Origin of the sequence: Coprococcus sp. AF21-14LB (assembly GCF_003458885.1) — a bacterium.
In the GTDB taxonomy this organism is placed as follows: domain Bacteria; phylum Bacillota; class Clostridia; order Lachnospirales; family Lachnospiraceae; genus UBA9414.
Genome location: NZ_QRVX01000013.1, coordinates 1 through 24870, shown reverse-complemented (window position 1 = coordinate 24870; position 24870 = coordinate 1). Strand labels below are relative to the sequence as shown.

Sequence of the window (24870 nt, the reverse complement as noted above, 5' to 3'; positions counted from 1 at the left end):
GAACCCGGATAGATCGGTTCGCCATATTCGATAACCACATGTGTTTTTTTGATCCGCGGGAGATGATTCTCGAAGATCTCAGCTGTGTTATTCATAGAAATCGGTACAATGGCACAGCCTGTTTTTTCGGCAATTTTTAATGAGCCGTCTTTGAATGGAAGGAGTGAGAGTTCTTCTCCTTTATTCCGCGTTCCTTCCGGGAAAATGCAGATAGAAATTCCCTTTTTTACATAGTCGATGCCCTGCAGAATTGTCTTTAATCCTTCTTTAATATTCTCGCGGTCAAGGAAGAGGCAGTAGAGCAGACGCATCCATGTGGAAAGAAGCGGGATTTTCTCCATTTCTTTTTTGGCTACATAGCCTGTCAGCCGCTTACAGCGGGAATATGTGAGAAGAATATCGAAAAAGCTTCTATGGTTACCGATAAAAAGCACCGGTTCATCCGGAACACGTTCTTCTCCGATGACAGTAATCTTTACCCCGGTGATTTTAAGAATACATTTAAAACCCCACTGTACAATACGCAGACTGGAGTAGTCCCGTGCATTTGGACGGAATTTACCTATGAGCCATTCCACAAGCATAACAGGAATAGACAAGATTAAAAAGCTGACTAAAAAAATAAAGACGAAGATAAAGCGAATCATAGTATTCGGTCCTTTCTAATATCTTCCATATAAATGGGAGAGAGATTTTAAATATTCCGCGAGGGAATCACTCAATGCTTCGCGGCAGAAGCGCCAACTCCAGTTTCCGGCTGCTTTACCGGGTACGTTCATGCGTCCGTCTGAGTTGACGCCGAGTACATCCTGCATTGGGAAGATAGCATAGGCCGCAATGCTTCCGAGACAGGTGCGGATGAAGTCAAAATGAACAGAATTGCCGTCCGTATTCATATAGCGGCGCACTTTATCCTGAGCTTTCGGAGAAGCATTCGTATACCAGCCCATAGAAGTATCGTTATCGTGAGTGCCGGTGTAACAAACACAGTTCGTTGTTGTGAATTGGTGAGGAAGATATGCGCTTTCTTCTTCTGATTCAAAGGCAAACTGCAAAACTTTCATTCCCGGAAAGCCAAACGTATCCCGAAGTTTTTCGACTTCCGGTGTGATGATCCCAAGATCTTCTGCGATGATTGGCAGATGATCTCCAAGAGCTTTCTGGATCGCAAGAAAAAGAGATTCTTTTGGACCGCGTTTCCATGTTCCAAGAGCAGCAGATTCGGCGTTGGCAGGAACTGCCCAGAAGGCTTCAAATCCACGAAAATGGTCAATCCGCAAATAATCAACAAGATCGAGCTGGTTACGAATCCGCGCAATCCACCAGGCATATCCGGTTTTCTTGTGGACTTTCCAGTCATAGAGGGGATTGCCCCAAAGCTGTCCGGTTGCAGAAAAATAATCCGGCGGAACACCTGCAACGACAGTTGGATAGCCTTCTTCATCAAGAAGAAAGAGTTCCTGATGACTCCATACATCTGCGCTGTCCAAAGAGACGAAGATAGGGATATCACCGATAATCTTGATATCTTTGTCATTGGCATATGCTTTTAAGGCATACCATTGACGGAAGAATATGAACTGAACAAATTTGTAATAATGAATCTCATGTTTCAGAGACAGCATTAATTCTGCCTTTTCTGCCGGAGAAGGATTCCGGTACGGAGCCTTCCAGTCCAGCCAGGAACGCCCATCATTAGCAGCTTTACATGCCATATAAAGTGTGTAGTCAGAAAGCCAGAATTCATTTTCACGGCAGAAAGAGTCGTACTCTTCCAGAAGCATCTTGTCAGCTGTGTGACAGAATTTTTCGTAGGCTTTCCGGAGAAGTTCATTCTTCCACGGAATCACAGTCCCATAATCAACAGTTTCAGAATCTGTGTCCGGAAAGTCTTTTAAGTCTTCTGCGCTGATGAGATCCAGTTTTTGAAGATCGTCAGGACTGATCAAAAGCGGTTGACCGGCAAATGCAGAGAAACTCTGATAGGGAGAATCTCCGAATCCGGTCGGGTTAAGTGGAAGCACCTGCCAGAGATGCTGACCTGCTTTATTTAGAAAATCAATAAATTCATAAGCACCGTCTCCGAGATCTCCGATGCCGTATGGAGATGGAAGAGAAGTAGGGTGCAGTAAAATCCCGGACAGACGGTCTGACGGACCATATGTCGTCTGGGCAGTTTCAAAATTCATAAGTGCCCTCTCCTTTTTTGAAATGATTTGAAGTTTATTATACTCGATTTTGGTATTTTTCACAACCTTCCTGTGTATGATGTTAAAAAAGAATGAAAGCCGGAGGGGATATGAAACGGGCAATACTGGGCGTGCTGCTGACAGGCTTTTTGGTTTTGTTATCAGGATGTCATTTCCAGAAGCTCCATGAGGCAAGCGGAAAAGATCTGGATTATGTCATTCTTGAAGAACATGAGATTCCGGAAACATTTCTAAAAGAACTGGAAACTGCGAAGAAAGAGCCTTTTCAAATGACATATGAAGATCAGGGAATGATTTATGCAGCAAAGGGCTACGGGGAGCAGGAAATGAGCGGTTACAGTATTATTGCAGATGAGGTTTATGAAAGCAAAGATGCGGTTTGGATCCATACAAATCTGCTTGGTCCAAAGAAAGGAGAAAAGACAGAGGAAAGAAAAACATATCCATATATTGTCATAAAAATGGAACAGACCGATAAATATATTGTATTCAAGTAGAGGAGGAAGAAGCAATGGAATTAGTAAAAAAGATGATTCATTTTAATGATGCGGGAAAGAAGGTCACAGCTCAGTTTTTTCTTGATGAAGATTATAATGTGCCGGATGCAAAAAATGATGTAGGGCGGATTGTTCTGAGTGAAGGAAAGCTTCGGGTAGAAGAGCTGCGGCACATGGAAAACTATCTGAAGATCTCCGGCAGGCTTATATTTTCCATTTTGTATGTGACGGAAGAGGGAGAGAAAAGGCTGGCTTCACTGGAAGGGAAACTTCCGTTTGAGGAAATGATCTACATAGAAGAACAGGAAGAAGGGCGCTATCAGCTGACGGATATGAAAGTGGAATTTTCAGCATCCATTGTACATTCCAGAAAGCTTAGTATCAAAGCAGTCGTGGATCTGGCAGCAGCGCCGGAGGGACTTCGGGATGAAGAAGCGTCTATTGATGTGGATAGTGAGGAGAGCATCTGCAAGAAGTTCCGGAAAGAAAATCTTTTGGAACTGCGGGCAAGTAAAAAAGATACTTATCGGCTGAAAGAAGAAATACGCCTTCCGGGAACAAAGGAAAATGTCGGAACAATCCTCTGGTCAGACGTAACGGAAAGAAAACTGGAAACAAAGCTTGAGGAGGGAGCGTTGGCGCTTCAGGGAGAGCTTCTTGTCTTTGTTTTCTATGAGTCGGCAGAAGGAAAACTGGACTGGCTGGAACAGACGGTTCCTTATGAGGGGCGCATTGAAGTAAGTAAAGCGGAAAGTGGAATGTATCATCATGTTATGAAAAATCTCGGGGATGTAAATATAGATCTTCGCATGGATGAAGACGGGGAGCCGAGGATTTTGGGAATTGAAGGGACGATTGATTTAAAAATCGCAGTATATGAGGAAGAGGAAGTAACTTTTCTGGAAGACGTATATTCTCTGCAGCAGGAGCTGAAGCCTTCTTTTCGAAAATGCTGCTATGAGAGTATGGTTATGCAGAATCACTCTAAGTGTAAGCTGACAGAGCAGTTATCGCTGCCGGAACTGCAAAATGATATTTTACAGATCTGTCACAGTAAAGGTGTACTGCAGCCGGAAAATTGCCGTGTGGAATCCGATGGTATTCGCGTAGAAGGGGTGATTCATATTTGTTTTCTGTATGTGAAAGCCAGTGATGAGGTACCATTTGACGTATGGCAGGGGATGATCCCATTTTCTCATCTGATTGAGAGCAATGAGACTGTACCGGACATGAAATACGATATTACGCACGGGATTGAACAGCTTTTTGTGAATCTGCTTGGCGGAAATCAGGTGGAAGTAAAGGCGGTACTTTCTTTTCAGAGTTTTTTGAAAAGAGCATTTGAGATGGACACAATGGAATCAATAGAAGTTAGTGAAATTGATAAAAAAGAGTTGGAAAAATGTCCGGGGATCGTAGGGTATACAGTAAAAAAAGGCGATACATTATGGGCGCTTGCGAAACGCTACAGTACAACAGCAGAGGGAATCCGGGAAGTGAATCATCTGCAGACAGAAGAGGTAAAAGAAGGAGAGAAAATATTGATTTTTAAAGAAAGTACGAGTATACTTTAAAATAGTATAATGTATACAAGATACAGCTAATACATGATATATGCGAAAGAAAAGGAGGGAATATACAACATGGATAAGCTGAAGTTAAGAGCATTGGCGAAAATTAACCTTGCGCTTGATGTACTTGGACGACGGGAAAATGGATATCATGACGTGAGAATGATTATGCAGAGTATTTACCTGTATGATAATGTACTTTTGGAAAAGACAAAAGAGCCGGGAATCCGGATTTCAACAAATCTGTATTTCCTTCCGGTTGATGAAAATAATATTGCATATAAGGCAGCAAAGCTTCTAATGGATGAGTTCGGGCTTCCGGGTGGAATCAGTATTTCACTTCAGAAATATATTCCGGTGGCAGCAGGATTGGCCGGAGGAAGCTCTAATGCTGCTGCAGTGTTGTTTGGAATGAACCGGATGTATGGCCTGGGATTAAGTATAGAAGAACTGATGGAGCGCGGTGTAAAACTGGGAGCAGATGTTCCGTACTGCATTATGAGAGGAACCGTTCTTGCAGAAGGAATTGGAGAAGAATTGACAAGACTTCCTGCGCTTCCGAAATGTTATGTACTCATTGCAAAACCGCCGATCAGTGTATCGACGAAGATGGTGTATGAGAAGTTGGATGCAAAGGAGATTGTGGAGCATCCGGATGTGGATGGAATGATGGAAGCGCTGAAAGAGGGAGACTTACAGCGAATTGCATCTAAGATGGGAAATGTACTGGAACAGGTAACGGTAGAAGCATATCCGGTTATTGATCAGGTAAAGAAGATGATGAAAGAAGCAGGGGCGCTGAATGCGATGATGAGTGGAAGCGGTCCAACGGTGTTCGGGCTGTTTGATGACCGGAAAAAGGCGTCAAAAGCAATGCGGATGATTCGGGAGCATACGGTGACAAAACAGGTATACCTGACAAATATACATGGAGCAAGGAGGAACATATAAGAGAATGGATGCCAAATTTAATGTGACGATGAACGAATATCTTCCGCTCAGAGATGTGGTGTTTAACACACTGCGCCAGGCAATTCTGAGAGGAGAACTTAAGCCGGGGGAACGTCTGATGGAGATTCAGCTGGCGAATAAATTAGGAGTGAGCCGGACACCGATTCGCGAGGCAATTCGTAAACTGGAACTGGAAGGGCTTGTGCTGATGATTCCGCGAAAGGGAGCAGAGGTTGCGGAAATTACAGAAAAGAATTTAAGAGACGTTCTGGAAGTGAGGAAAGCTCTGGAGGAACTGGCAGTGCAGCTGGCCTGTGATAAGATTACAGAAGAAGGAATTGCTGAATTGAAAAAGTGCGCCAGGGAATTTAAGGAGAGTCTCGATCATGATGATATTACACAGATAGCTGAGGCGGATGTGAGATTTCACGATGTGATTTATTTTGCAACAGATAATCAACGTCTGATCCAGCTTCTAAATAATCTGCGGGAGCAGATGTACGCTATCGGGTAGAATACCTGAAACGAAAGGAATGTCACGAAGGACTGTTGAATGAACATGAAGAACTGATTCATATGATTGAAGCTCATAATAAAGAAAAGGCAACAGAAATCACAAACCGCCATATTGATAATCAGGTACAGGCTGTTGCTGATTTAATCCGAAAAGAGTAAATCATGTGAATAGGCTGTCAAAAGACGGATATACTCCTGACAGAGAGGAAGGAGTGAAAGATCGGTATGAGAAAACAAGATAGAATCTGTTTTATCGTGTCAGTTATTATGGCAGTATTTTTGACAGCAGGAATCATCGAGAAAAGAGAGTGCAGGGCAGCGGAGAAAATAGCCGGACTGCAGGAGGAACTGGCACAGGAAGTATTTCGCTTTCATGTGCGTGCCAACAGCGACAGGGAAGAAGATCAAACATTGAAACTGAAAGTAAAGGACGCAGTGATTACATATATGAAAAAGGCGCTTCCGGATTCGGACAGTGCAAAGGAAACAAAGGATTGGGCCATAAAGCATCAGGAAGAACTGATTCGGGAAGCAAGGCGGGTGATCCGGGCAGAAGGCTATGACTATTCGGTTCAAGTTCAAATCGGTCCGTGTAAATTCCCGGATAAAACGTATGGAGATATTACATTTCCGGCAGGAACGTACGAAGCGCTGGAAATTCTGATTGGCAGTGCTTCCGGAAGAAACTGGTGGTGTGTACTCTATCCAAATCTTTGTTTTGTGGACGCTGTGAATGCAGTTGTACCGGAAGAGGGGAAAATACAGCTGCAGAATGTATTGACGGAAGAGGAATATGAGATGGTAAGCGCCTATACAGATTTTAAGATTAAATGGTTCTTTTTTGGAAAATAATATGACAGCGGAGGAAATATGTATACAATAGATGGAAGAATCCGTCTGAGCGAGACGGATCACAAAGGAAAAGCAACGCTGCCTGCAATTGTGAATTATTTTCAGGACTGCAGTGCATTTCAGTCGGAAGATATCGGATTGGGTGTGGAATATCTGGAGACACATAAGAAAGCTTGGGTGCTGAATGCCTGGCAGATTGTTGTGGAAGAGTACCCGCATTTAGGAACGAAGATCCGGACCGGGACATGGGCCAGTGGATTTGAAGGGCTATATGGAACGAGAAATTTTTTAATGTGTGATGAGAGCGGGAAAAAATTAGCGTATGCCAATTCCATATGGGTTTTTATGGATCTCAGTAAAGGAAGACCGGCACGTCCGGCGGAAGAAGATATTGCGCCTTACGGGGTAGAAGCGCCTCTGGAAATGGAGTATGCTCCCCGGAAGATTCCGCTTCCGGAGGAGTATGGAAGCTGTCGGAAAGAAATCACGGTTGCAGGAAGTGATATTGATACAAATGAACATATGAACAACTGTATTTATATCCGAATCGCATTGGACGTACTTCCGCAGGATACGGCATTTCATCAAGTGAGAGTAGAATACAGGCGTTCTGCTGTGCTTGGAGATGTGATTGTTCCATGGGTTATGGAAGAAGAGGACAGAATTCTGATCAGACTTTGCGATAGCGAGAAAAAGTTGTTTGCAATTGTGGAGTTTCAGAAATAATCGGATAAAAAGGAGACAAAAGATGGAATTAACATTAGGGAAAAAACAAGTATTGACAATTGTAAAACAGGTGGAATTTGGTGTCTATCTCGGGACAGAGAAAGAAAAAGTGCTTTTGCCGAAAAAACAGGTGCCGGAAGGAGCAGAACCGGGAGATCCGGTGGAAGTCTTTCTCTATAAAGATTCTCAGGATCGCCTGATTGCGACAACCAATGAACCATTGCTTACACTGGGAGAGCTGGCGGTTTTAGAAGTGGCAGAAACCGGTAAATACGGGGCATTTTTGAAATGGGGACTGGAAAAAGATCTTTTTCTTCCATTCAAGGAGCAGACAAGCCGTGTCAAAAAAGGCGATAAATGTCTTGTGACACTGTATGTGGACAAAAGCCAGAGATTATGTGCAACGATGCGGGTATATGAATTGCTCCGAAAAGATTCCGAATATAAGAAAGATGATATGGTAACAGGAATCGTGTATGAGACAAGCCAGCAGTTCGGCGCATTTGTTGCAGTAGATAATCAATTTTCAGCTCTGATTCCGCGACGGGAATTATTCCGTGAAATACCGGTTGGAACAATCGTCCATGCTCGTGTTACGTCAGTCAAAGAAGATGGCAAACTGGATCTGAGTCTGCGCGAAAAGGCATTTGTTCAGATGGATGCGGATGCGGAGATGATTTATGAAAAAATGAAATCGCAAAACGGTATGCTCCCATTTACAGATAAGGCAGATCCAGAGATCATCAAGAGAGAGTTTGGAATGAGCAAAGCAGCTTTTAAGAGAGCGGTAGGACGTCTTCTGAAAGCAGGAAAAATAGAAATCGGAGAACAGAAGATTACGACGAAATAAGAGGTTGAGATGAATTTTGCACATTTACATGTCCATACAGAGTACAGTCTGCTGGACGGTTCCAATAAAATAAAAGAATATGTTTCCAGAGTCAAGGAACTTGGCATGAACAGTGCGGCAATTACAGACCACGGCGTCATGTTCGGGGTAATTGATTTCTATCGGGAGGCAAAAGCCAGGGGATTAAACCAATCCTCGGATGCGAAGTTTATGTGGCGCCGGGTTCACGCTTTGAGAAAGAGGCGGGAGGAAGCGGAGAGGACCGATATTATCACCTTGTGCTTCTGGCGGAAAATAATACAGGTTATCAGAATCTTATGAAGATTGTGTCAAAAGGATTTGTGGAAGGTTATTATTATAAACCGCGTGTGGATCTGGAGGTATTGCGGGAATATCATGAGGGGATTATTGCTCTTAGCGCCTGCCTGGCAGGAGAAGTACAGAAAAATCTGTTGCGCGGCATGTATCATGAAGCCAAAAAGGCGGCGCTTCAGTATGAAGAGATTTTCGGTAAAGGAAATTTTTTCCTGGAGCTGCAGGATCATGGTCTTTCAGAACAGGCAACGGTAAACCAGAGACAGCTTCGCCTGTCAGAAGAGACAGGAATCCCTCTTGTGGCGACAAACGATGTTCACTACACTTATGCGGAAGATGAGAAGGCTCATGATATTCTTCTTTGTATTCAGACAGGGAAAAAACTGGCAGATGAAGATCGGATGCGTTACGAAGGAGGACAGTACTATGTAAAGTCTCCGGAAGAAATGAAAGCGCTCTTTCCATATGCGCTTCAGGCATTAGAGAATACGCAGAAAATTGCAGATCGATGTGAAGTGACGATTGAGTTCGGCGTAACGAAGCTCCCGAAATATGATGTGCCGGAAGGATATACGTCATGGGAATATCTGAATAAACTATGCTTTGAGGGGTTGGAGCGGCTTTATGAAGCTCCGGATCAGGAACTGCGGGACCGGCTTAACTATGAGTTAGAGGTAATCCGAACAATGGGGTATGTGGATTATTTTCTGATTGTATGGGATTTTATTAAATATGCCAAAGACCACGGGATTAAAGTAGGTCCGGGCCGTGGCTCGGCAGCGGGAAGCATCGTGTCCTACTGTCTTGGAATCACTACGATAGATCCAATCCGGTATCAGCTGCTCTTTGAGCGGTTTCTGAATCCGGAACGAGTGTCTATGCCGGATATTGACGTGGATTTCTGTTTTGAACGGCGTCAGGAAGTCATTGACTATGTTGTAGAAAAATACGGTGCCGATCGGGTTGTCCAGATTGTTACTTTCGGTACGATGGCAGCGCGGGGAGTCATTCGGGATGTTGGAAGAGTTATGGATCTTCCATATGCTTTTGTAGATTCCATTGCCAAACTTGTGCCAAAAGAACTAAATATTACACTTGATAAGGCATTGAATAATCCGGAAATGAAAAAAGCCTATGAAGAAAATCCACAGGTCAAAGAACTGATCGATATGTCGCGAAGGCTGGAAGGACTTCCAAGACATACTTCTATGCATGCAGCAGGTGTTGTAATCAGTCAGAAATCAGTGGATGAATATGTTCCGCTGTCACTCGGCGCAGATGGTTCTGTTGTGGCGCAGTTTACAATGACAACGCTTGAACAGCTGGGGCTTTTGAAAATGGATTTTCTTGGTCTGCGAACACTTACCGTTATCCAGAATGCAGTGCTTCTTGCTGAGAAGAGCAGTGGAAAGAAACTGGATATGGATCAGATTGATTACAACGATCCGAATGTACTCGGAATGATCGGTCAGGGAAAGACAGAGGGCGTCTTCCAGTTGGAAAGCGGCGGTATGAAGAACTTTATGAAAGAGCTAAAGCCAAATAATCTGGAAGATATCATTGCGGGGATTTCCTTATATCGTCCGGGACCGATGGACTTTATTCCGCAGTATATTAAAGGGAAAAATGATTTTGCCTCTGTCACATATGACTGCCCACAGCTGGAACCGATTCTGGCTCCGACTTACGGATGTATTGTTTATCAGGAGCAGGTAATGCAGATTGTGCGGGATCTGGCAGGTTATACGCTGGGACGGAGCGATTTGTTACGAAGAGCAATGTCTAAGAAAAAAGGCGATGTCATGGAAAAGGAACGGCAGAATTTCGTCTATGGAAATCAAGAAGAAGGCGTTCCGGGCTGTATTGCAAATGGAATTGATGAGAAAACTGCGAATAAGATTTATGATGAAATGATTGATTTCGCCAAATATGCATTTAATAAATCCCATGCAGCAGCCTATGCTGTTGTTTCCTATCAGACAGCTTATTTGAAATATTATTATCCGGTGGAATTTATGGCAGCTTTGATGACTTCTGTGATTGATAATCCGGGAAAGGTTACGGAGTATATTTATGCAAGCCGGCAGATGGGAATTGAAATTCTGCCTCCGGATATTAATGTGGGAGAGGGAAGCTTCTCGGCAGATGGAGGAAATATCCGTTATGGTCTGAGAGCAATCAAGAGTATTGGACGTCCGGTCATTGAATCGATTATCCGTGAACGGGAATCCAGAGGCAGATTTAAAAACCTGAAAGATTTCATTGAGCGAATGAGCGGACAGGATGTCAATAAGAGAACAATTGAAAATCTGATCAAATCAGGAGCGCTCGACAGTCTCGGAGGAACGAGAAAACAGTATATGGTGATTTATCTCCAAATTCTTGAGCAGGTAAATCAGGAGCGGAAATATTCGATGACAGGACAGTTGTCGTTATTTGATATTGTAAGTGAAGAGCAGAAGAAGGAATTCGATATTGCCCTTCCACCGGTAGGAGAATATCAAAAAGAGACAAAGCTTGCATTTGAAAAAGAAGTACTTGGCGTGTATCTGACAGGACATCCGCTGGAAGAATATGAAGAAAAGTGGCGAAAGAGTATTTCAGCTACCACTCTCGATTTCCAGATGGACGAAGAGACAGGACGAACGAAAGTATCCGATGGAGCCAAAGAAATTATTGGCGGAATGATCGTCGGCAAGACGATTAAATATACAAAGAAGAATCAGACGATGGCATTTCTGACGATCGAAGATCTTCTCGGTACAGTAGAAGTAGTGGTATTTCCAAGAGACTATGAGAAGAATCGGGAATATCTGAATGAAGATGCAAAGGTATTTGTGCAGGGCCGGGCTGTGGAAGAAGATGACCGTCCGAGCAAGCTGATCTGTGAGTCGATCGTGCCGTTTGAGGAGACGCGATGTGAACTTTGGATTCAATTTGAAGATAAACAGACTTTTTTGAGACGAGAGAGAGAACTGTATGACCTATTGAAAGAATCCGAAGGGAAAGACAGCGTTGTCATCTACTGCCGGGCAGAAAAAGCGATCAAACGGCTTCCGGCAAATAGAAATATCAAGGTAAATGATGGGCTTTTAAGCATATTGTCAAATTACTATGGCAAAAGCTGTGTAAAAGTTGTAGAAAAACCTATTGAAAAGATGTACTAAATCATGTACAATCTATTCGAAATGTTAAAATAATGTCGAAATGTGAAGAAGATAGATATTGTTGATATCACAATGGAGGGAAAACTATGACACGCAAATTGAGAACAATTGGAGTTTTAACAAGCGGTGGAGATGCACCTGGAATGAATGCTGCTATTCGTGCAGTTGTAAGAACGGCACTTGGAAAAGGACTGAATGTTGTTGGAATCAGAAGAGGCTACGCAGGACTTTTAAATGAAGAGATCATTGAGCTGTCAGCCAGGGATGTGTCAGATACCATCCATAGAGGCGGAACAATGCTGATGACAGCGCGCTGTCCGGAGATGAGAACAGAAGAAGGTCAGAGAAAAGCAGCGGGAATCTGTAAGAAATACGGAATTGACGGACTTGTAGTAATTGGCGGAGACGGTTCCTTTGCGGGAGCACAGAAACTTGCATATCTGGGAGTAAATACAATCGGAATTCCGGGAACAATCGACTTGGATATTGCATGTACAGAGTATACAATTGGATTTGATACAGCGGTAAATACAGCTATGGAAGCGATTGATAAAGTGCGTGATACTTCCACATCTCATGAGAGATGCAGTGTGATTGAAGTTATGGGACGTGATGCGGGATGGCTTGCATTGTGGTGTGGAATTGCCAATGGTGCAGAACGCATTATCATGCCGGAAGAACATGATTATGATGAGGAAAAGATCATCAAAGATATTATTGCGAGCCGTGAGCGCGGTAAGAAGCATTATATCATTATTAATGCAGAAGGAATCGGCGATACAATCAATATGGCGAAACGTATTGAAGAGGCAACAGGCATGGAGACAAGAGCAACTGTTCTCGGACACATGCAGCGCGGCGGAAGTCCGACATGTAAAGACCGTGTGTATGCATCCATTATGGGAAGTAAGGCGGTTGATCTGCTTTTGGAAGGCAAGACAAACCGCGTAGTAGGATATCGACATGGAGAATATGTGGACTTTGATATCAATGAAGCCCTTCAGATGAGTAAAGAGATTCCGGAATATCAGTATCAGGTTGCGAAAGCTCTTGCATTATAAGAGATTGAGCCGTTTGAGAAAGAGCTGGGGAATCAGCTATTGAAAATAGAAAATGCAGGCAGAAAAGGACTGTGATGTGTTCACGGGAAATTTTCTGTCTGTTTTTTTCTCTTGAAAAGTTCTGGCGGAGTGAGTACAATAAAATAGGTAGACTTGAAAAGGAGAGTTAGATTGTGAATATAGATGACAGAAAATATGCACCGATCGGCGTCTTTGATTCCGGTGTCGGAGGTCTGACTGTAGCAAGAGAGATCATGCGCCAGCTCCCAAAGGAAGATATTGTATATTTTGGCGATACGGCAAGAGTGCCATATGGAAGCAAATCAAAAGATAATATTATCCGGTATTCCAGACAAATTGTTCGATTTCTTCAGACGAAAGATGTGAAGGCAATCGTAATTGCATGCAATACAGCAAGTGCGCTGGCGCTTGACATTGTACGGAATGAGACGGATATTCCGGTGCTGGGAGTTGTTGTGCCGGGAGCTAAGTCTGCGCTTCAGGCAACGCGGACAAAGAAGATCGGGGTAATCGGTACGGAGGCAACGATTCGAAGCGAGATGTATACGAAAGTGATGAAGGAAATGGAACCGGATGTTGAGGTGACAGGGAAAGCCTGTCCGCTATTTGTTCCGCTTGTAGAGGAAGGATTTGCAAAGCATCACGTTACAGAAGAAATCATTGAATACTATCTGAAATCAATGAAAGAATCAGATATTGATACGTTGATCCTTGGCTGTACTCACTACCCGCTGCTCCGTTCCGGAATCCGTGCTTATATGGGAGAAGAAGTCAATATTGTGAATCCGGCTTACGAGACAGCAATGAATCTGAAACAGCTTTTAGAAGAGAAACAGATCGCAAAGGATGTCTCGGAAGGGGCACATGCAGAATATGATTTTTATGTGAGTGATGCCGCAGAAAAATTCCGTCAGTTTGCGGGAACAATCTGGCCGTGTGAGATTGATACAACAAAGCAGATCAGTATTGAAGAATATTAGGAGAGAGCAATTTTATGACAAGAGATGTATTAGTGACCATTTCCGGACTGCAGACAGACGTTGTTCCAAGAGAGGATACAGAGGATGAACCAATTGAAGTCGTTACTCCTGCTAGCTATTTCTACAAAAACGGGAAACATTACCTCATTTACGAGGAAGTTACAGAAGGCTTTCCGGGAGTTACAAAGAATAAGATTAAAGTAACGGATGCAAATACAATTGAAATTTTGAAGAGTGGTAATGTCAATACCCATATGCTTTTCTGCAAAGGGAAAGACAGCATGACTTATTATGACACGCCCTACGGAAAAATGCTTGTAGGAATTCACACAACGGAAGTTCAAGTGGAAGAGACAGAGAATTTTATCAGGATTTTGATTGAATATGGATTAGATGTGAATCATGATCCGATAGCAGATTGTGAGATCCGAATTACAGTACAATCAAAAGAGGTAAAAGAATTTCCGGTAACGGAGACAGACTGGCAGTAGAAGCCGGCGTATTCCGGAATTGGAAGCACAGAGCTGAAAATGGAAGAAGAAAAGAGACAGAAGCTATTGCGGGAATATTGATTACCCGAAAGTTTCTGTCTCTTTTTATACATACTGTAAACACAGTTTGAAAGTTTATTTATTATTCTTTTTGAAGCGGTCGAAAAATTTCTTTTTCTTCGGCGGCGCTTCCAGTGGTCCGCGAAGCCCCTTGACAGAAGTAATGTAAATACCGCTGATAACAGCTTTTACTTCTTTTTTTACCGGAATGTTCTCGAAGATCTTTTCATCACACATCATAGTCATGATTCTAGGTCCGATCTTGGCCTTTACGACCGGTACTTTGGAGCGGCGGAGATACTTTGGAGTATTCTCCACTACAGCGGCAGGAAATCCTGCTTCTTTGAGCTTCATATGTTTCTTATCAATGATCAGCATCGTGACGTTCTGCTTGATAGCATCCAGCTTTTCCTGCTGTTCTGCCTGCTTCTTCTCAGCTTTCTTTCCAAGAAAATATAAGACAACTAAAACAACGATCATAACGATCAGGATAATCAGCATGATTTTAGCAAATAAAGACAAAAGTATCCCTCCTCATTTTTAGATTCTGATTCTGTATATACTTATGTATAACGATTGTATTGTATCATTGTTACCTGGGAAGTGCAAGCGAAAATGAATCTTCTGTGAAAAAAGGATAAATCCCTTTTATTTGTGAAAGAAATGTGTTATAAATGAAAGAGTGTCTGTAACAAAGCATGTCTGTAAGAAAGCGTGCAGCAGACAGAATTATTAGGAAGATTGAGGTATGAATATGAAGAAAAAGTTGATAGCAGTTCTTGCCGGCGCTATGGTGCTTTCCTCTTTGGCAGGCTGCAGTAAATTAAGCGGTTCAAAAGAATTGTCAAATGATAATATTAAGATTTCACAGTATAAAGGTGTTGAAGCAGAGAAAGCAGAAATTGCTGAAGTAACAGAAGAAAACGTGGATGCAGAGATTCAGTCTGTACTGTATGCAAACAGAATCGTGAATGATGCGGCAGATCGTCCGGTTCAGAGCGGAGATACGGTGTCAATCAACTATACAGGAACAAGCGAAGGAGAAGAGTTCGATTCCGGTACATTGGATGTTGAGATCGGAAGCGGGCGCATGATTCCGGGATTTGAAGAAGGACTGATCGGACATAGTGTTGGAGAAAGTTTTGAGCTTAACCTGACATTTCCGGAGAGCTATACACCGGAGCTTGCCGGAAAGCCTGCGGTATTTGCCATTACAATCAATTCTATTACAACATATACGCTTCCGGAACTGAATGATCAGTTTGTACAGGATGTGTCAGAAGATGCTAAGACAGTAGAAGAATTTAAAAAGAATATTAAAAAAGAACTGAAAGAAAAAAATGAAGAAGCTGCCAGAACTTCTTTGGAGAACAATGCATGGCAGGTCGTATTAGATAATACAGAAGTAAAGAAATACCCGGAAAAACAGGTGCAGGAGCAGAAAGAAGCATTAGTTGCCCAGTACAAACAGCTTGCGGAGATGAATGGTTTGGAATTTGCTGATTTTCTTTCTCAGGCAATGAACGGAATGACAGAAGAAACTTTTGAATCTGAGGCAGAAAAAGTTGCAAAGCAGACAGTAAAACAATCATTGGCAGTGGATCTGATCATGAAAAAGGAAAAGCTGGAATTAAGTGAAAAAGAACTGGATAACGTGATGAAAGAGTACAAAGAAAAATTCGGATTTGAGTCAGTTGATGCTATGAAAGAGTCGATTGGCGAGGATGCACTTCTGGCGGATATCCATCTGAGTACAGTTAAGACATGGGTGGCAGATAACTGCAAGCCGGTGGAGAAAACGTCAAAATAAAAGAAAATGCAAAGGTATTTCATAAAAAAGAATGGTCTGAAAACAAAGTAAGTTTCCGGACCATTCTTTTTTGATTGATAATTATTGAGTTTATGGTATGCTATAAGCAGATATCTGTTTCTTATTCTTAGAAACAGAGAGAAACGGTGGGAAGCATCCCAAAAGTATTAAAAACAGAATAAAAGCATTTCGATTTCAGGAGGAAGACAATGAAAGAACTGGAAATGAAATACCTGGAGCGGCTGGCAGAACTGTATCCATCAATTGCATCTGCATCGACAGAGATGATCAATCTGCAGGCGATACTGAACCTTCCGAAAGGAACAGAACATTTTCTGACGGATATTCACGGAGAATATGAAGCTTTTGCTCATGTGCTGAAGAATGGCTCCGGTTCTGTGCGCAGGAAGGTCGATGAAGTATTTGGAACGACACTCAGTGCAAAGGATAAGAAATCTCTCGCTACTTTGATCTATTATCCGAAAGAAAAAATGGAAAGCATTGCAAAAACAGAGACAGATATGGAAGACTGGTACAAGATTACACTTTATCGTCTGATTGAAATCTGCAAATGTGCGGCGAGTAAGTATACGAGAAGCAAAGTACGAAAAGCACTTCCGAAAGATTTTGCATATGTGATCGAAGAGCTGATTACAGAGAAGTCGGAGGCAGCGGACAAAGAATTCTACTACAATTCCATTGTAGAAACGATTATCCGCATCGGCCGGGCAGAGGAATTTATTATCGCAATGAGTGAATTGATCCAGCGTCTTGTTGTGGATCATCTCCATATTGTTGGAGACATCTATGACAGAGGACCGGGACCGCATATTATTATGAGCAAATTAAAGAAGTATCATTCGCTTGATATTCAGTGGGGCAATCACGATGTACTATGGATGGGAGCAGCAGCAGGACAGCGTTCCTGCATTGCCAATGTGATACGGATTTGCGCCCGTTACGGTAATCTGGATATTCTGGAAGATGGATATGGAATTAATTTGCTGCCGCTTGCAACATTTGCTGTCAATACTTACAAAGATGATCCATGCAGCTGCTTTAAATTAAAGGGATTTTCCAGTTATAATTCAGCAGAGATTGAAAATGATATTAAAATGCATAAAGCAATTTCTATCATTCAATTTAAACTGGAAGGACAGCTGATTCAGCGTAATCCAGGATTTCATATGGAGAACAGGAGGCTGCTGCACCTGATTGATTATGAGAAAGGAACTATCCGGATTGGGGAAAGAGAGCTGGAACTTCTGGATAAGAATTTCCCAACGATTGATCCAAAGGCGCCGTATCGTTTGACGGCGGAAGAACAGGATATTATGGATCGGCTTGAGAAAGCATTTATGCACTGTGAGAAGTTGCAGGATCATATGAAGTTTCTTCTGACGAAAGGAAGCCTTTATAAAGTTTATAATGGTAATTTACTGTATCATGGCTGTGTGCCATTGAATGCAGACGGAAGCTTGAAAGAAGTTAAAATTCACGGAAAAAGTTATAAAGGAAAAGGGCTTTATGAAGCGTTGGAAATCTATGTGCGGAAAGGGTTTTTTGCTGTAGATGAGCATGAGCGGAAAATAGGAAGAGATATGATGTGGTATATTTGGCTGCATCCGGATTCACCGTTGTTTGGAAAAGATAAGATGGCTACATTTGAGCGGTATTTTCTGGCAGAGAAGGATACACATAAAGAAAATAAAAATCCTTATTATGAATTTCTTGAAAATGAAGAAGTAATGAATGGTATTCTGGAAGACTTTGGGTTGGATACAAAGACGAGTCATATTGTAAACGGACATGTTCCTGTGAAACGTAAAGATGGAGAAAGCCCGATCAAATGCGGCGGAAAAGTTCTTGTGATTGACGGAGGATTTGCAAAGGCATACCAGAAGGAGACAGGATTGGCCGGATATACACTGATTTATAATTCTTATGGGTTAATTCTTGCGGCCCATGAACCATTTGAATCGTTAGAGGCAGCGATTGAGAAAGAGAGTGATATTCATTCGGATACATTTCTTGTGAAGCGTGCAGCGCAGCGAAAACTGGTAGCAAATACGGACATAGGATTAGAATTAAAAGAACAGATTAAGGATCTGGAACAGCTTCTGGATGCGTATCGTTCTGGTAAGATTGCAGAAAAAGTTTAAGAAATAAAGCTGGTAAGGAAATGATAGATCAGTTTGAGTGTGGTTTCATCATTGAGTGTTTGAATCATTTTTATGATTGCTTCTTTATAGTTCATGGGTGCCGCCTCCTGTAATGTTTGTACAACTATCTGCTATGAAGCTTACATGATTTGGATAAAATTGTCAACAATATTCTATATAAGACAACAAATATCGTATTTTTGAAGATAAAAATACGGGAAAGTAGGACATAAAATGGGAATTGGAAAAAGAATAAGGGACAGAAGAGCGGAGCTTGGAATGTCAAGTATGGAGTTAGCAGAGCAAATTGGAGTGTCAAAACAGACAATCAGTGGATATGAACTGGAACGGACATATCCAAATCCGGAAAAACTAAGCCGCATATTGAACGTACTTCAATGTGATGCAAATTACCTGTATCAGGATGTAATTGATCTTGAGGTGCTCAAACGAGAGAGAAATGGAATGACAGAAACGGAATTCGAACTCCTTAGAAAATATCGGCTGCTGAATGATCATGGTAAATTCGTAGTGGAATCCATTGCAAATATTGAGTATGATCGGATGTTGGAAGGTCTGGAGCGATCAAGAGCGAAAAAAAATCAATAAGACTATATGAAGATAAAAGCCGCTGCATAGATAGCTATAAGCAGGAAATATAATATTTCTTTCAGCTTTCTATGGGCGGCTTTTTTTGATGTCAGCTTCGGATCTGACTGTTTCTGATGTAAATAACAATCGAAATACGGTAGCAAAAATATAAAATAATAAAGATAAATAAAACACTGAGCAGATTAATTGAAAACAGTGGCGTCTGCATCATTTTAGAAAGCGAGAGCACTGCAAAATAAGATCCGGCTGTCATGACGAGAAACGGAGCCATGTAAGTAAAACGAAGTTCGTTTTGGATTGCTTTTCGCAGAGTCTCTTTGGAGAAGCCCAGTTTCTGAAGTACTTCATACTTTGCACGGTCATCGAAAGCATCGTTGTAAAGTTTCATAAAAAGAATACTTCCGCTGGCGCAGACAAATACAAGGAACATGAACAGGCAGACGGAGAATAGCACTTTAATCCATTCAATGTCGCTATTTTTCGGATCTACAGCCACATAGCTGAGCGGCTGTGACGGATTGCTGGCGATCAGAGATTCCAATTCATCTGTAGATGCCTGGTACTGTTCCGGTTGATGAATCTGGTAATTGTATAGATAAGCTTCCTGACCGATGGCACGGAGCCGTTCATATTCCGTATCATTCATCACATAAAAAGACATTTGTTCTTCAAAAATTCCGAGATATGGTTCATAAGATTCTGCAATCTGATGATAAGTTTTGTGATTTAATGTAAGCGTAACATCAGTTTTGGCAGTAATGAACGACATCAGCGGAGGATTTGACAGATTAATAAATTCGTTGTCAGCCGGTTCCGGAAGGTTGAATGGAATACCGGTTTCCTTTGCCAGCTGTTTTATCCGGGAATAAGGAACAGCGGAATAAATATTGTTTTTGTAAAGTGTTTCAATCAGGGAAGGATCAAAGATAAGGAGCGGAGTATCGGCGTGAAGCTTCACATCATTATCTTGTTCAATCGAAGAAAGAATCTGGCTGTTCAGACCATCCTGAGTCCCAAGCACCTGATAGGTGTACATGTTTCGAAAATGAATAATATTTTTATAGCGGGCCTGCATCGCAAATGCAGCCGCCAAAGCTGTGACAGAGCATAAAAGCAGTACGCTTACCATAGCATAAGTACGATAATTTTTGCGGATACGGAAAATCACGTTGTTAATCCAAAGGCAGCGTTCTTTTTGATAGAGAAATTTCTTGTGCTTTGAACATGTCTGAAAAATCAGAGGAATCAGTCCGCCGAAGAGGAAATAAATTCCAACGACAACTAAAATAACAGAAAGAAGAAGATTTCTCATCACTTCCATACCGCCTTCTTTTACTGCCAGCAGGCATCCGGATAATGTTAATGCAGTTCCGAGAATCGCTTTGACAATTAAAAAGCACTTTGGTTCGTGAACGTATTCATTTTGTTTTGCGGCAGAAATCATATCAAGGACGCTGCTCCTGACAATACTCACATAGCCCTTGATTACAAAGATCATATAGATTGCGCCGTAAATGGCGGAAGTAATTAGGATGGAGCGGAAGGAGATTTGAAAACCAATCTGAATGGAAAGATCAGAAAGGCTTGAAATCATCATCTGGAAAAGCCGGGTTGTCAAAATACCAAAGACAAGGCCGAGCGTTAATGCCAGTCCTCCGATTAACAGAGTTTCGATGACATATAATTTTCCAATCCGTTCATTTGTAAGTCCGGTAAAAATATAAATACCAATTTCTTTTTTTCGTTTTGTCAAAAAAACATTTGTCGAATACCAGACAAAAAAGAACATAAAGCATCCAAGGACAAAAGTAATGATCTGCAGAATCATCTCCACATATTCGGCATTGTGAGTTCCAAGTCGGTCTAATACACCGGAGCTTATAAGGTTCTGGAAATTATACAATACCAGAACAGTAAAAGCGAGAGAAAAGATGAGGGAGAGATAGTTCCTCATACTATTCTTAAAATTCATGAAAGCAAGTTTGAACATGCTCATGAGAAATCACCTCCCATAGAGGCCTGCATATCGATGATCCGGTCATAAAATTCTTTTCGGTCTTTTCCGCGAGTCAGTCTGCAGGTAATGGAGCCATCGCTTAAAATATAAACATCTTTTGCATAGGAAGCGCTGAAGGCATCGTGTGTTACCATTAAAATGGTAGCATTTCTGTGTTCATTGATCGCCTTTAGACATTCCAGAAAATCCCTGCTCGATTTTGAATCCAGAGCGCCGGTTGGTTCATCGGCAAAGATGATCTCCGGATTCGTAATCAGCGCGCGGCACGCAGAACCCCGCTGTTTCTGACCGCCGGAAAGCTGATAGGGATATTTCTTTAAATGGTTTTCAAGTCCGAACATATGAGCTAATGCAGTTGTTTTTTCAATGCATGTTCGGCTGTTTACGCCATTGAGTGACAGTGGAAGTGCGATATTATCCTGTAGTGACATTGTATCCAGAAGATTATAGTCCTGAAAAATGAAGCCGATTTTATCTCGCCGAAGATGAGAGAGTTCCTTGTTCTTTAATTTGGTAATATCTTTTCCATCCAGAAGGATAGAGCCTTGTGTTGGTTTGTCAATGGTTGAAAGAATATTTAATAAAGTTGTTTTGCCTGAACCGCTTGGTCCCATAATGGCAATAAAGTCGTTCTGCATGACAGAGAGGCTGATTCCTTTCAATATTTGTGACTGGAATCCGCTTTGTCCGTAACTTTTTGTCAGATTTGTAATCTGAAGTACTGTTTTTTCATTCATAACGTGTGTTCCTCCTTACAATTGCTATTATAGAAAAAGACAGCGGAAAAATCCTAACATTAGCATTACAGAACATCCATCTGCCTTACATTTTATGTAAGATAAAAATAATCACGGCTGTCAGAAAAGGTAATTGTAAAGCGGGTATAGATTCCCGGTTCACTCTCTGCCTGAATACGGTGTCCAAGTTTCTCGATCATCTGTGCAGTCATATAAAGTCCCATGCCGGTAGAACGATAACGCCCATTGTGATGATTTTGCCCGGTATATCCTTTGTCAAAAATACGTCTGATATCTGCCGGCTGGATTCCTTCGCCGTGATCTTCTACAGTAAGAAGAATTCGCTGACCTTCAGAGAACATGCGGATTTTGAGAAGTGGAGGACCTTCCGTATATTTCACTGCGTTGCTGATGAGCTGATCAAGAATATAGACAAGCCATTCTTTGTCAGTATATACAGATAAATCATTGTATTCGATATCCAGCTCAAAATGTTTTTGAATCAGAAAAAACTGTTGATTGTGGATTGAAGTGCGGACACAGTCGGCAAGATTTACCCGTTTCATCTGAAGATCATACAGATGACTTTGGATTTTGCAGCCGACAAGGGCGGTATTCAAATATTGGTTAATTTTTTCAAGCTGCAGTTTCATATCTGCGCGAAGAACAGGAGTAGAAATACGTTCCTGCATTAATCGGGCGGCAGAAAGCGGCAGTTTTACTTCATGGCACCATTTTGTGAAATAATCTTGAAGATCACAATGAGCCTCGTAAAGATCCTGATACTGCTGCTGGTAGATGCGGGCATCGTGTTCCATCAAGTCTGCATATTCAAATGAGAAATCCGGTTGCCAGATCACAGTGTCTTGAGAGAGAAGGAAATCGAGATTACGGCGTAATTTCTTAAATCGCAGGAAATCCCAGACTCCAACGCAGACGAGAAAAACAAAAATAAGGAAATCGAGATAGAACAAATCTTCCGGCTGCTCAAGTGTCACAAGACATAGAAAATACAGATGATAAAATATGCAGACAGAACAGATCAGCAGCAGAACGAAAGAGCGTTTTTTGAAATAAGCAATCAGATACTTCATTTGATAAAATACCCCTGTCCTTTCTTTGTGAGGATAATGTCCTGATCGCAAAAAGCCCGGATCTTACTTCGCAATCTGGAAATCATCGTAGTCAATGTGCCATCGGAAACATATTCATCGGTATTCCAAAGTTCCATCATCAATTCATCTCTGCTGACAATATCTGGTCTGTGGTCCAGAAGAACAGAGAGGATTCTTTTTTCGGATTTGGTCAGCTCCATAGTTGCACCGTGGAAACGAAGAGAAGAAGTTCCCGCATCAAATAAAAGTTCAGAAGATAAATGATGCTCTTCTTTCATTCTGTACTGATAGGTTCTGCGAAGAATTGCTTCTATCTTAGCTTTCAGCAATTCTAAATGGAATGGTTTTTCCACGTAATCATCGCCGCCCTGGGCAATTGCCATAATCTTGTCACGGTCATCACTGCGGCTGCTGATATAGATCACAGGTACGTCAGAAATCTCACGAATCATCCGGCACCAGTAAAAGCCGTCATAATACGGCAGATTAATGTCCATAAGAATTAAATGAGGTTTCCAGTTGAGAAATGTATCCGTAATATTCTGAAAATCTGTACAAATTTTGGCACAGTATCCCCAGCGAAGAAGAAAGGTCCGGATTTCATTTGCCAGAATCTCATCATCTTCAACGATCATAATTGTTGTTTCAATATCCATGTTATATCACCTCATATCTATTATAAGTGTTTCACAAAAAGAAGAAAAGAAAAAGAAGGAAATGTTACAACAATGTAAGGTGCGAAAAAATAAAAAAACTATCGCAATCACTTAAAAAGGAAATTGCGATAGTTAAAAAGTAGAAGAGATGATTAGAACAAAATTAGTAAGATTATTTAGAAGCGGATGTCTTTTGAGAAAGCGGTTCATTTTGTGCCTCTTTCGATTCCGCTACAAGCCGAAGAAAATCGGCATCTTCTTCCTTCAAGCTTGGAATAAAGCGATTGGCAAATTTACTGCGACCACGTTTTTTAACATAGAAATAACCGATAATGGAAAATACAACTGCTCCGATGAAATTGACAATAAGATCTTTCATAGTATCTTTCAGACCAATGTCAAGATAGCCGCCAAGTCCTAATTCCTGGCCGTTGATGATCACTTCTTTTATATTATCAATGTGTTGGACAGCTGTGCCGCCGGTTGGATCGAGCATTACTGTGGAAATAGAATGTACGATAGCGTCTTTCTGCGTATCCATACCGAAAAAAGTATCCATAGAGAATTCAAAAAATTCCCACATAACGCCAACTGTCATGGAAAAGCAAAATGCAACGATCGCCATATACAAAGGAGACAGAACAAACTTGGCTTTTTCATTTCGATTTAAAATATCAACGAGAGAAAAGCCAATGGCAGCAGCCAGAAATCCGTTTAATGTGTGGAGCATCGTATCCCAATATGGAAAATGGGTGTAGTAAGAACTGACTTCTCCAAGAATCTCGGCTGCAAAAATAAAGAGCAGGATGATGATCTCAAGCGTTGTCGGCAATTCAATTTTGAGCTGAACCTGAAGAAAACTTGGAACAATCAAAAGCAGCAGCGTCAGGATACAGTAGAAAACATTTTCATAGTTATGATTTAGGATTTGAAGTATCATAATTATAATTACAAGAAGGCGCAGCACAAAATAAACAATAAAAGAACTCTTGTGTTCACGCAGTTCCATCTGCAACGCTTTGAAATTATTTTTAATAATATTTTTCATAGATTTATTGTCCTTTCCTAATGTTATTGCACATTGTAACATATTTGAGATTATAAAGAAAAGAAAAAATAGAAAGAAGGAAGAAAATTAAGAATTAAAAAAATAAAAGTTTTTGCAAAAAAATGTTGACAATCGCATCTGGGAGTGATAATATGAACGAGCTGTCGCAAGACAGGGCTTCCGATCAACAAAAAAAGTTTTCTGGAAAAGAAAAAAGTTGTTGACAAAGTCGAACAGATGTGATAATCTAAATGAGCTGTCGCAAAGACAACAAGAACTTGAAAAAATAAAATAAAAAAAGTTCTTGACAAAGCAAATTGGTTATGATAAACTAGATGAGCTGTCAAACGACAGAGAACCTTGATAACTAAACAATAGACAACAACCCTGAAAATTTCTTTAAAGAGATTTCAGAACGAGTTGGACACAAAAGTCTAACGACCTA

At 41.5% G+C, this 24870-nt stretch carries 19 protein-coding genes and 3 pseudogenes; 14 read left to right on the top strand and 8 right to left on the bottom strand.

Annotated features, from left to right (window positions below; all coding sequences use genetic code 11):
* Positions 1–152: 152 nt before the first annotated feature.
* Positions 153–584, bottom strand: a pseudogene (locus DWX73_RS15485) (lysophospholipid acyltransferase family protein); the annotation flags it as partial.
* A 78-nt stretch (positions 585–662) separates the two neighbouring features.
* A complete protein-coding gene (gene malQ / locus DWX73_RS04910) occupies positions 663–2189 on the bottom strand; it encodes a 4-alpha-glucanotransferase (RefSeq protein ID WP_118347415.1) in 1527 nt (508 codons plus the stop codon).
* 110 nt (positions 2190–2299) lie between these two features.
* On the opposite strand from malQ, the gene DWX73_RS04905 reads away from it, so the two are divergent.
* The 11 genes and pseudogenes from DWX73_RS04905 to DWX73_RS04855 all read left to right on the top strand — a co-directional run bounded on the left by DWX73_RS04905 (position 2300) and on the right by DWX73_RS04855 (position 14208).
* Entirely contained in the window at positions 2300–2707 is a 408-nt protein-coding gene (locus tag DWX73_RS04905; protein ID WP_118347520.1) for a protease complex subunit PrcB family protein, read from the top strand.
* A gap of 14 nt (positions 2708–2721) precedes the next feature.
* Positions 2722–4281, top strand: coding sequence for a DUF3794 and LysM peptidoglycan-binding domain-containing protein (locus DWX73_RS04900; protein WP_118347413.1), 1560 nt, complete (start codon positions 2722–2724; stop codon positions 4279–4281).
* 69 nt (positions 4282–4350) lie between these two features.
* Entirely contained in the window at positions 4351–5229 is an 879-nt protein-coding gene (gene ispE, locus DWX73_RS04895) for a 4-(cytidine 5'-diphospho)-2-C-methyl-D-erythritol kinase (RefSeq protein ID WP_118347411.1), read from the top strand.
* A 4-nt stretch (positions 5230–5233) separates the two neighbouring features.
* A pseudogene (locus tag DWX73_RS04890) lies at positions 5234–5904 on the top strand (GntR family transcriptional regulator).
* A 66-nt stretch (positions 5905–5970) separates the two neighbouring features.
* Complete coding sequence (gene spoIIR, locus DWX73_RS04885; protein WP_118347409.1) at positions 5971–6597, top strand: stage II sporulation protein R; 627 nt, start codon at positions 5971–5973, stop codon at positions 6595–6597.
* An 18-nt stretch (positions 6598–6615) separates the two neighbouring features.
* Positions 6616–7323, top strand: coding sequence for an acyl-[acyl-carrier-protein] thioesterase (locus DWX73_RS04880; RefSeq protein WP_118347407.1), 708 nt, complete (start codon positions 6616–6618; stop codon positions 7321–7323).
* 22 nt (positions 7324–7345) lie between these two features.
* On the top strand, positions 7346–8173 hold the full coding sequence (locus tag DWX73_RS04875; RefSeq protein ID WP_118347405.1) for a CvfB family protein: 828 nt from the start codon (positions 7346–7348) through the stop codon (positions 8171–8173).
* A gap of 9 nt (positions 8174–8182) precedes the next feature.
* Positions 8183–11655: pseudogene (locus DWX73_RS04870) on the top strand (DNA polymerase III subunit alpha).
* Between the two features lie 86 nt (positions 11656–11741).
* Positions 11742–12716, top strand: a complete 975-nt coding sequence (gene pfkA / locus DWX73_RS04865; RefSeq protein ID WP_118347403.1) for a 6-phosphofructokinase — start codon at positions 11742–11744, stop codon at positions 12714–12716.
* 173 nt (positions 12717–12889) lie between these two features.
* Positions 12890–13717, top strand: coding sequence for a glutamate racemase (gene murI / locus DWX73_RS04860; protein ID WP_118347401.1), 828 nt, complete (start codon positions 12890–12892; stop codon positions 13715–13717).
* A gap of 14 nt (positions 13718–13731) precedes the next feature.
* The gene (locus DWX73_RS04855; RefSeq protein ID WP_118347399.1) at positions 13732–14208 is read left to right on the top strand and encodes a DUF1934 domain-containing protein; all 477 of its coding nucleotides are present in this window, start codon (positions 13732–13734) and stop codon (positions 14206–14208) included.
* 135 nt (positions 14209–14343) lie between these two features.
* Here DWX73_RS04855 and DWX73_RS04850 read toward each other — a convergent pair whose 3' ends face one another.
* Positions 14344–14790 carry a hypothetical protein gene (locus DWX73_RS04850; protein WP_118347397.1) on the bottom strand — a complete coding sequence of 149 codons (447 nt, stop codon included), beginning with the start codon at positions 14788–14790 and terminating at the stop codon, positions 14344–14346.
* A gap of 226 nt (positions 14791–15016) precedes the next feature.
* Here DWX73_RS04850 and tig point away from each other — a divergent pair, with 226 nt between their 5' ends.
* The 3 genes from tig (at position 15017) to DWX73_RS04835 (ending at position 18849) form a co-directional block, all read left to right on the top strand.
* Positions 15017–16078: a trigger factor gene (tig, locus tag DWX73_RS04845; RefSeq protein WP_118347395.1), complete on the top strand. Its 1062-nt coding sequence runs from the start codon at positions 15017–15019 to the stop codon at positions 16076–16078.
* A 209-nt stretch (positions 16079–16287) separates the two neighbouring features.
* Entirely contained in the window at positions 16288–18240 is a 1953-nt protein-coding gene (locus DWX73_RS04840) for a fructose-1,6-bisphosphatase (RefSeq protein ID WP_118347393.1), read from the top strand.
* Positions 18241–18474: 234 nt separating this feature from the next.
* Complete coding sequence (locus DWX73_RS04835; protein ID WP_118347391.1) at positions 18475–18849, top strand: helix-turn-helix domain-containing protein; 375 nt, start codon at positions 18475–18477, stop codon at positions 18847–18849.
* 91 nt (positions 18850–18940) lie between these two features.
* Here the strand turns inward: DWX73_RS04835 and DWX73_RS04830 are convergent, their stop codons facing one another.
* The 5 genes from DWX73_RS04830 to DWX73_RS04810 all read right to left on the bottom strand — a co-directional run bounded on the left by DWX73_RS04830 (position 18941) and on the right by DWX73_RS04810 (position 24425).
* Complete coding sequence (locus tag DWX73_RS04830) at positions 18941–20848, bottom strand: FtsX-like permease family protein (protein WP_118347389.1); 1908 nt, start codon at positions 20846–20848, stop codon at positions 18941–18943.
* Entirely contained in the window at positions 20845–21606 is a 762-nt protein-coding gene (locus DWX73_RS04825) for an ABC transporter ATP-binding protein (RefSeq protein ID WP_118347387.1), read from the bottom strand. Before DWX73_RS04825 ends, DWX73_RS04830 begins: the two co-directional genes overlap by 4 nt.
* A 92-nt stretch (positions 21607–21698) precedes the next feature.
* Positions 21699–22700 carry a sensor histidine kinase gene (locus DWX73_RS04820; RefSeq protein WP_118347385.1) on the bottom strand — a complete coding sequence of 334 codons (1002 nt, stop codon included), beginning with the start codon at positions 22698–22700 and terminating at the stop codon, positions 21699–21701.
* Complete coding sequence (locus DWX73_RS04815; RefSeq protein ID WP_118347383.1) at positions 22697–23377, bottom strand: response regulator transcription factor; 681 nt, start codon at positions 23375–23377, stop codon at positions 22697–22699. The genes DWX73_RS04820 and DWX73_RS04815 overlap by 4 nt, the downstream gene beginning before the upstream one ends.
* A 172-nt stretch (positions 23378–23549) precedes the next feature.
* Entirely contained in the window at positions 23550–24425 is an 876-nt protein-coding gene (locus DWX73_RS04810; RefSeq protein ID WP_118347381.1) for a hypothetical protein, read from the bottom strand.
* Positions 24426–24870 lie beyond the last annotated feature (445 nt).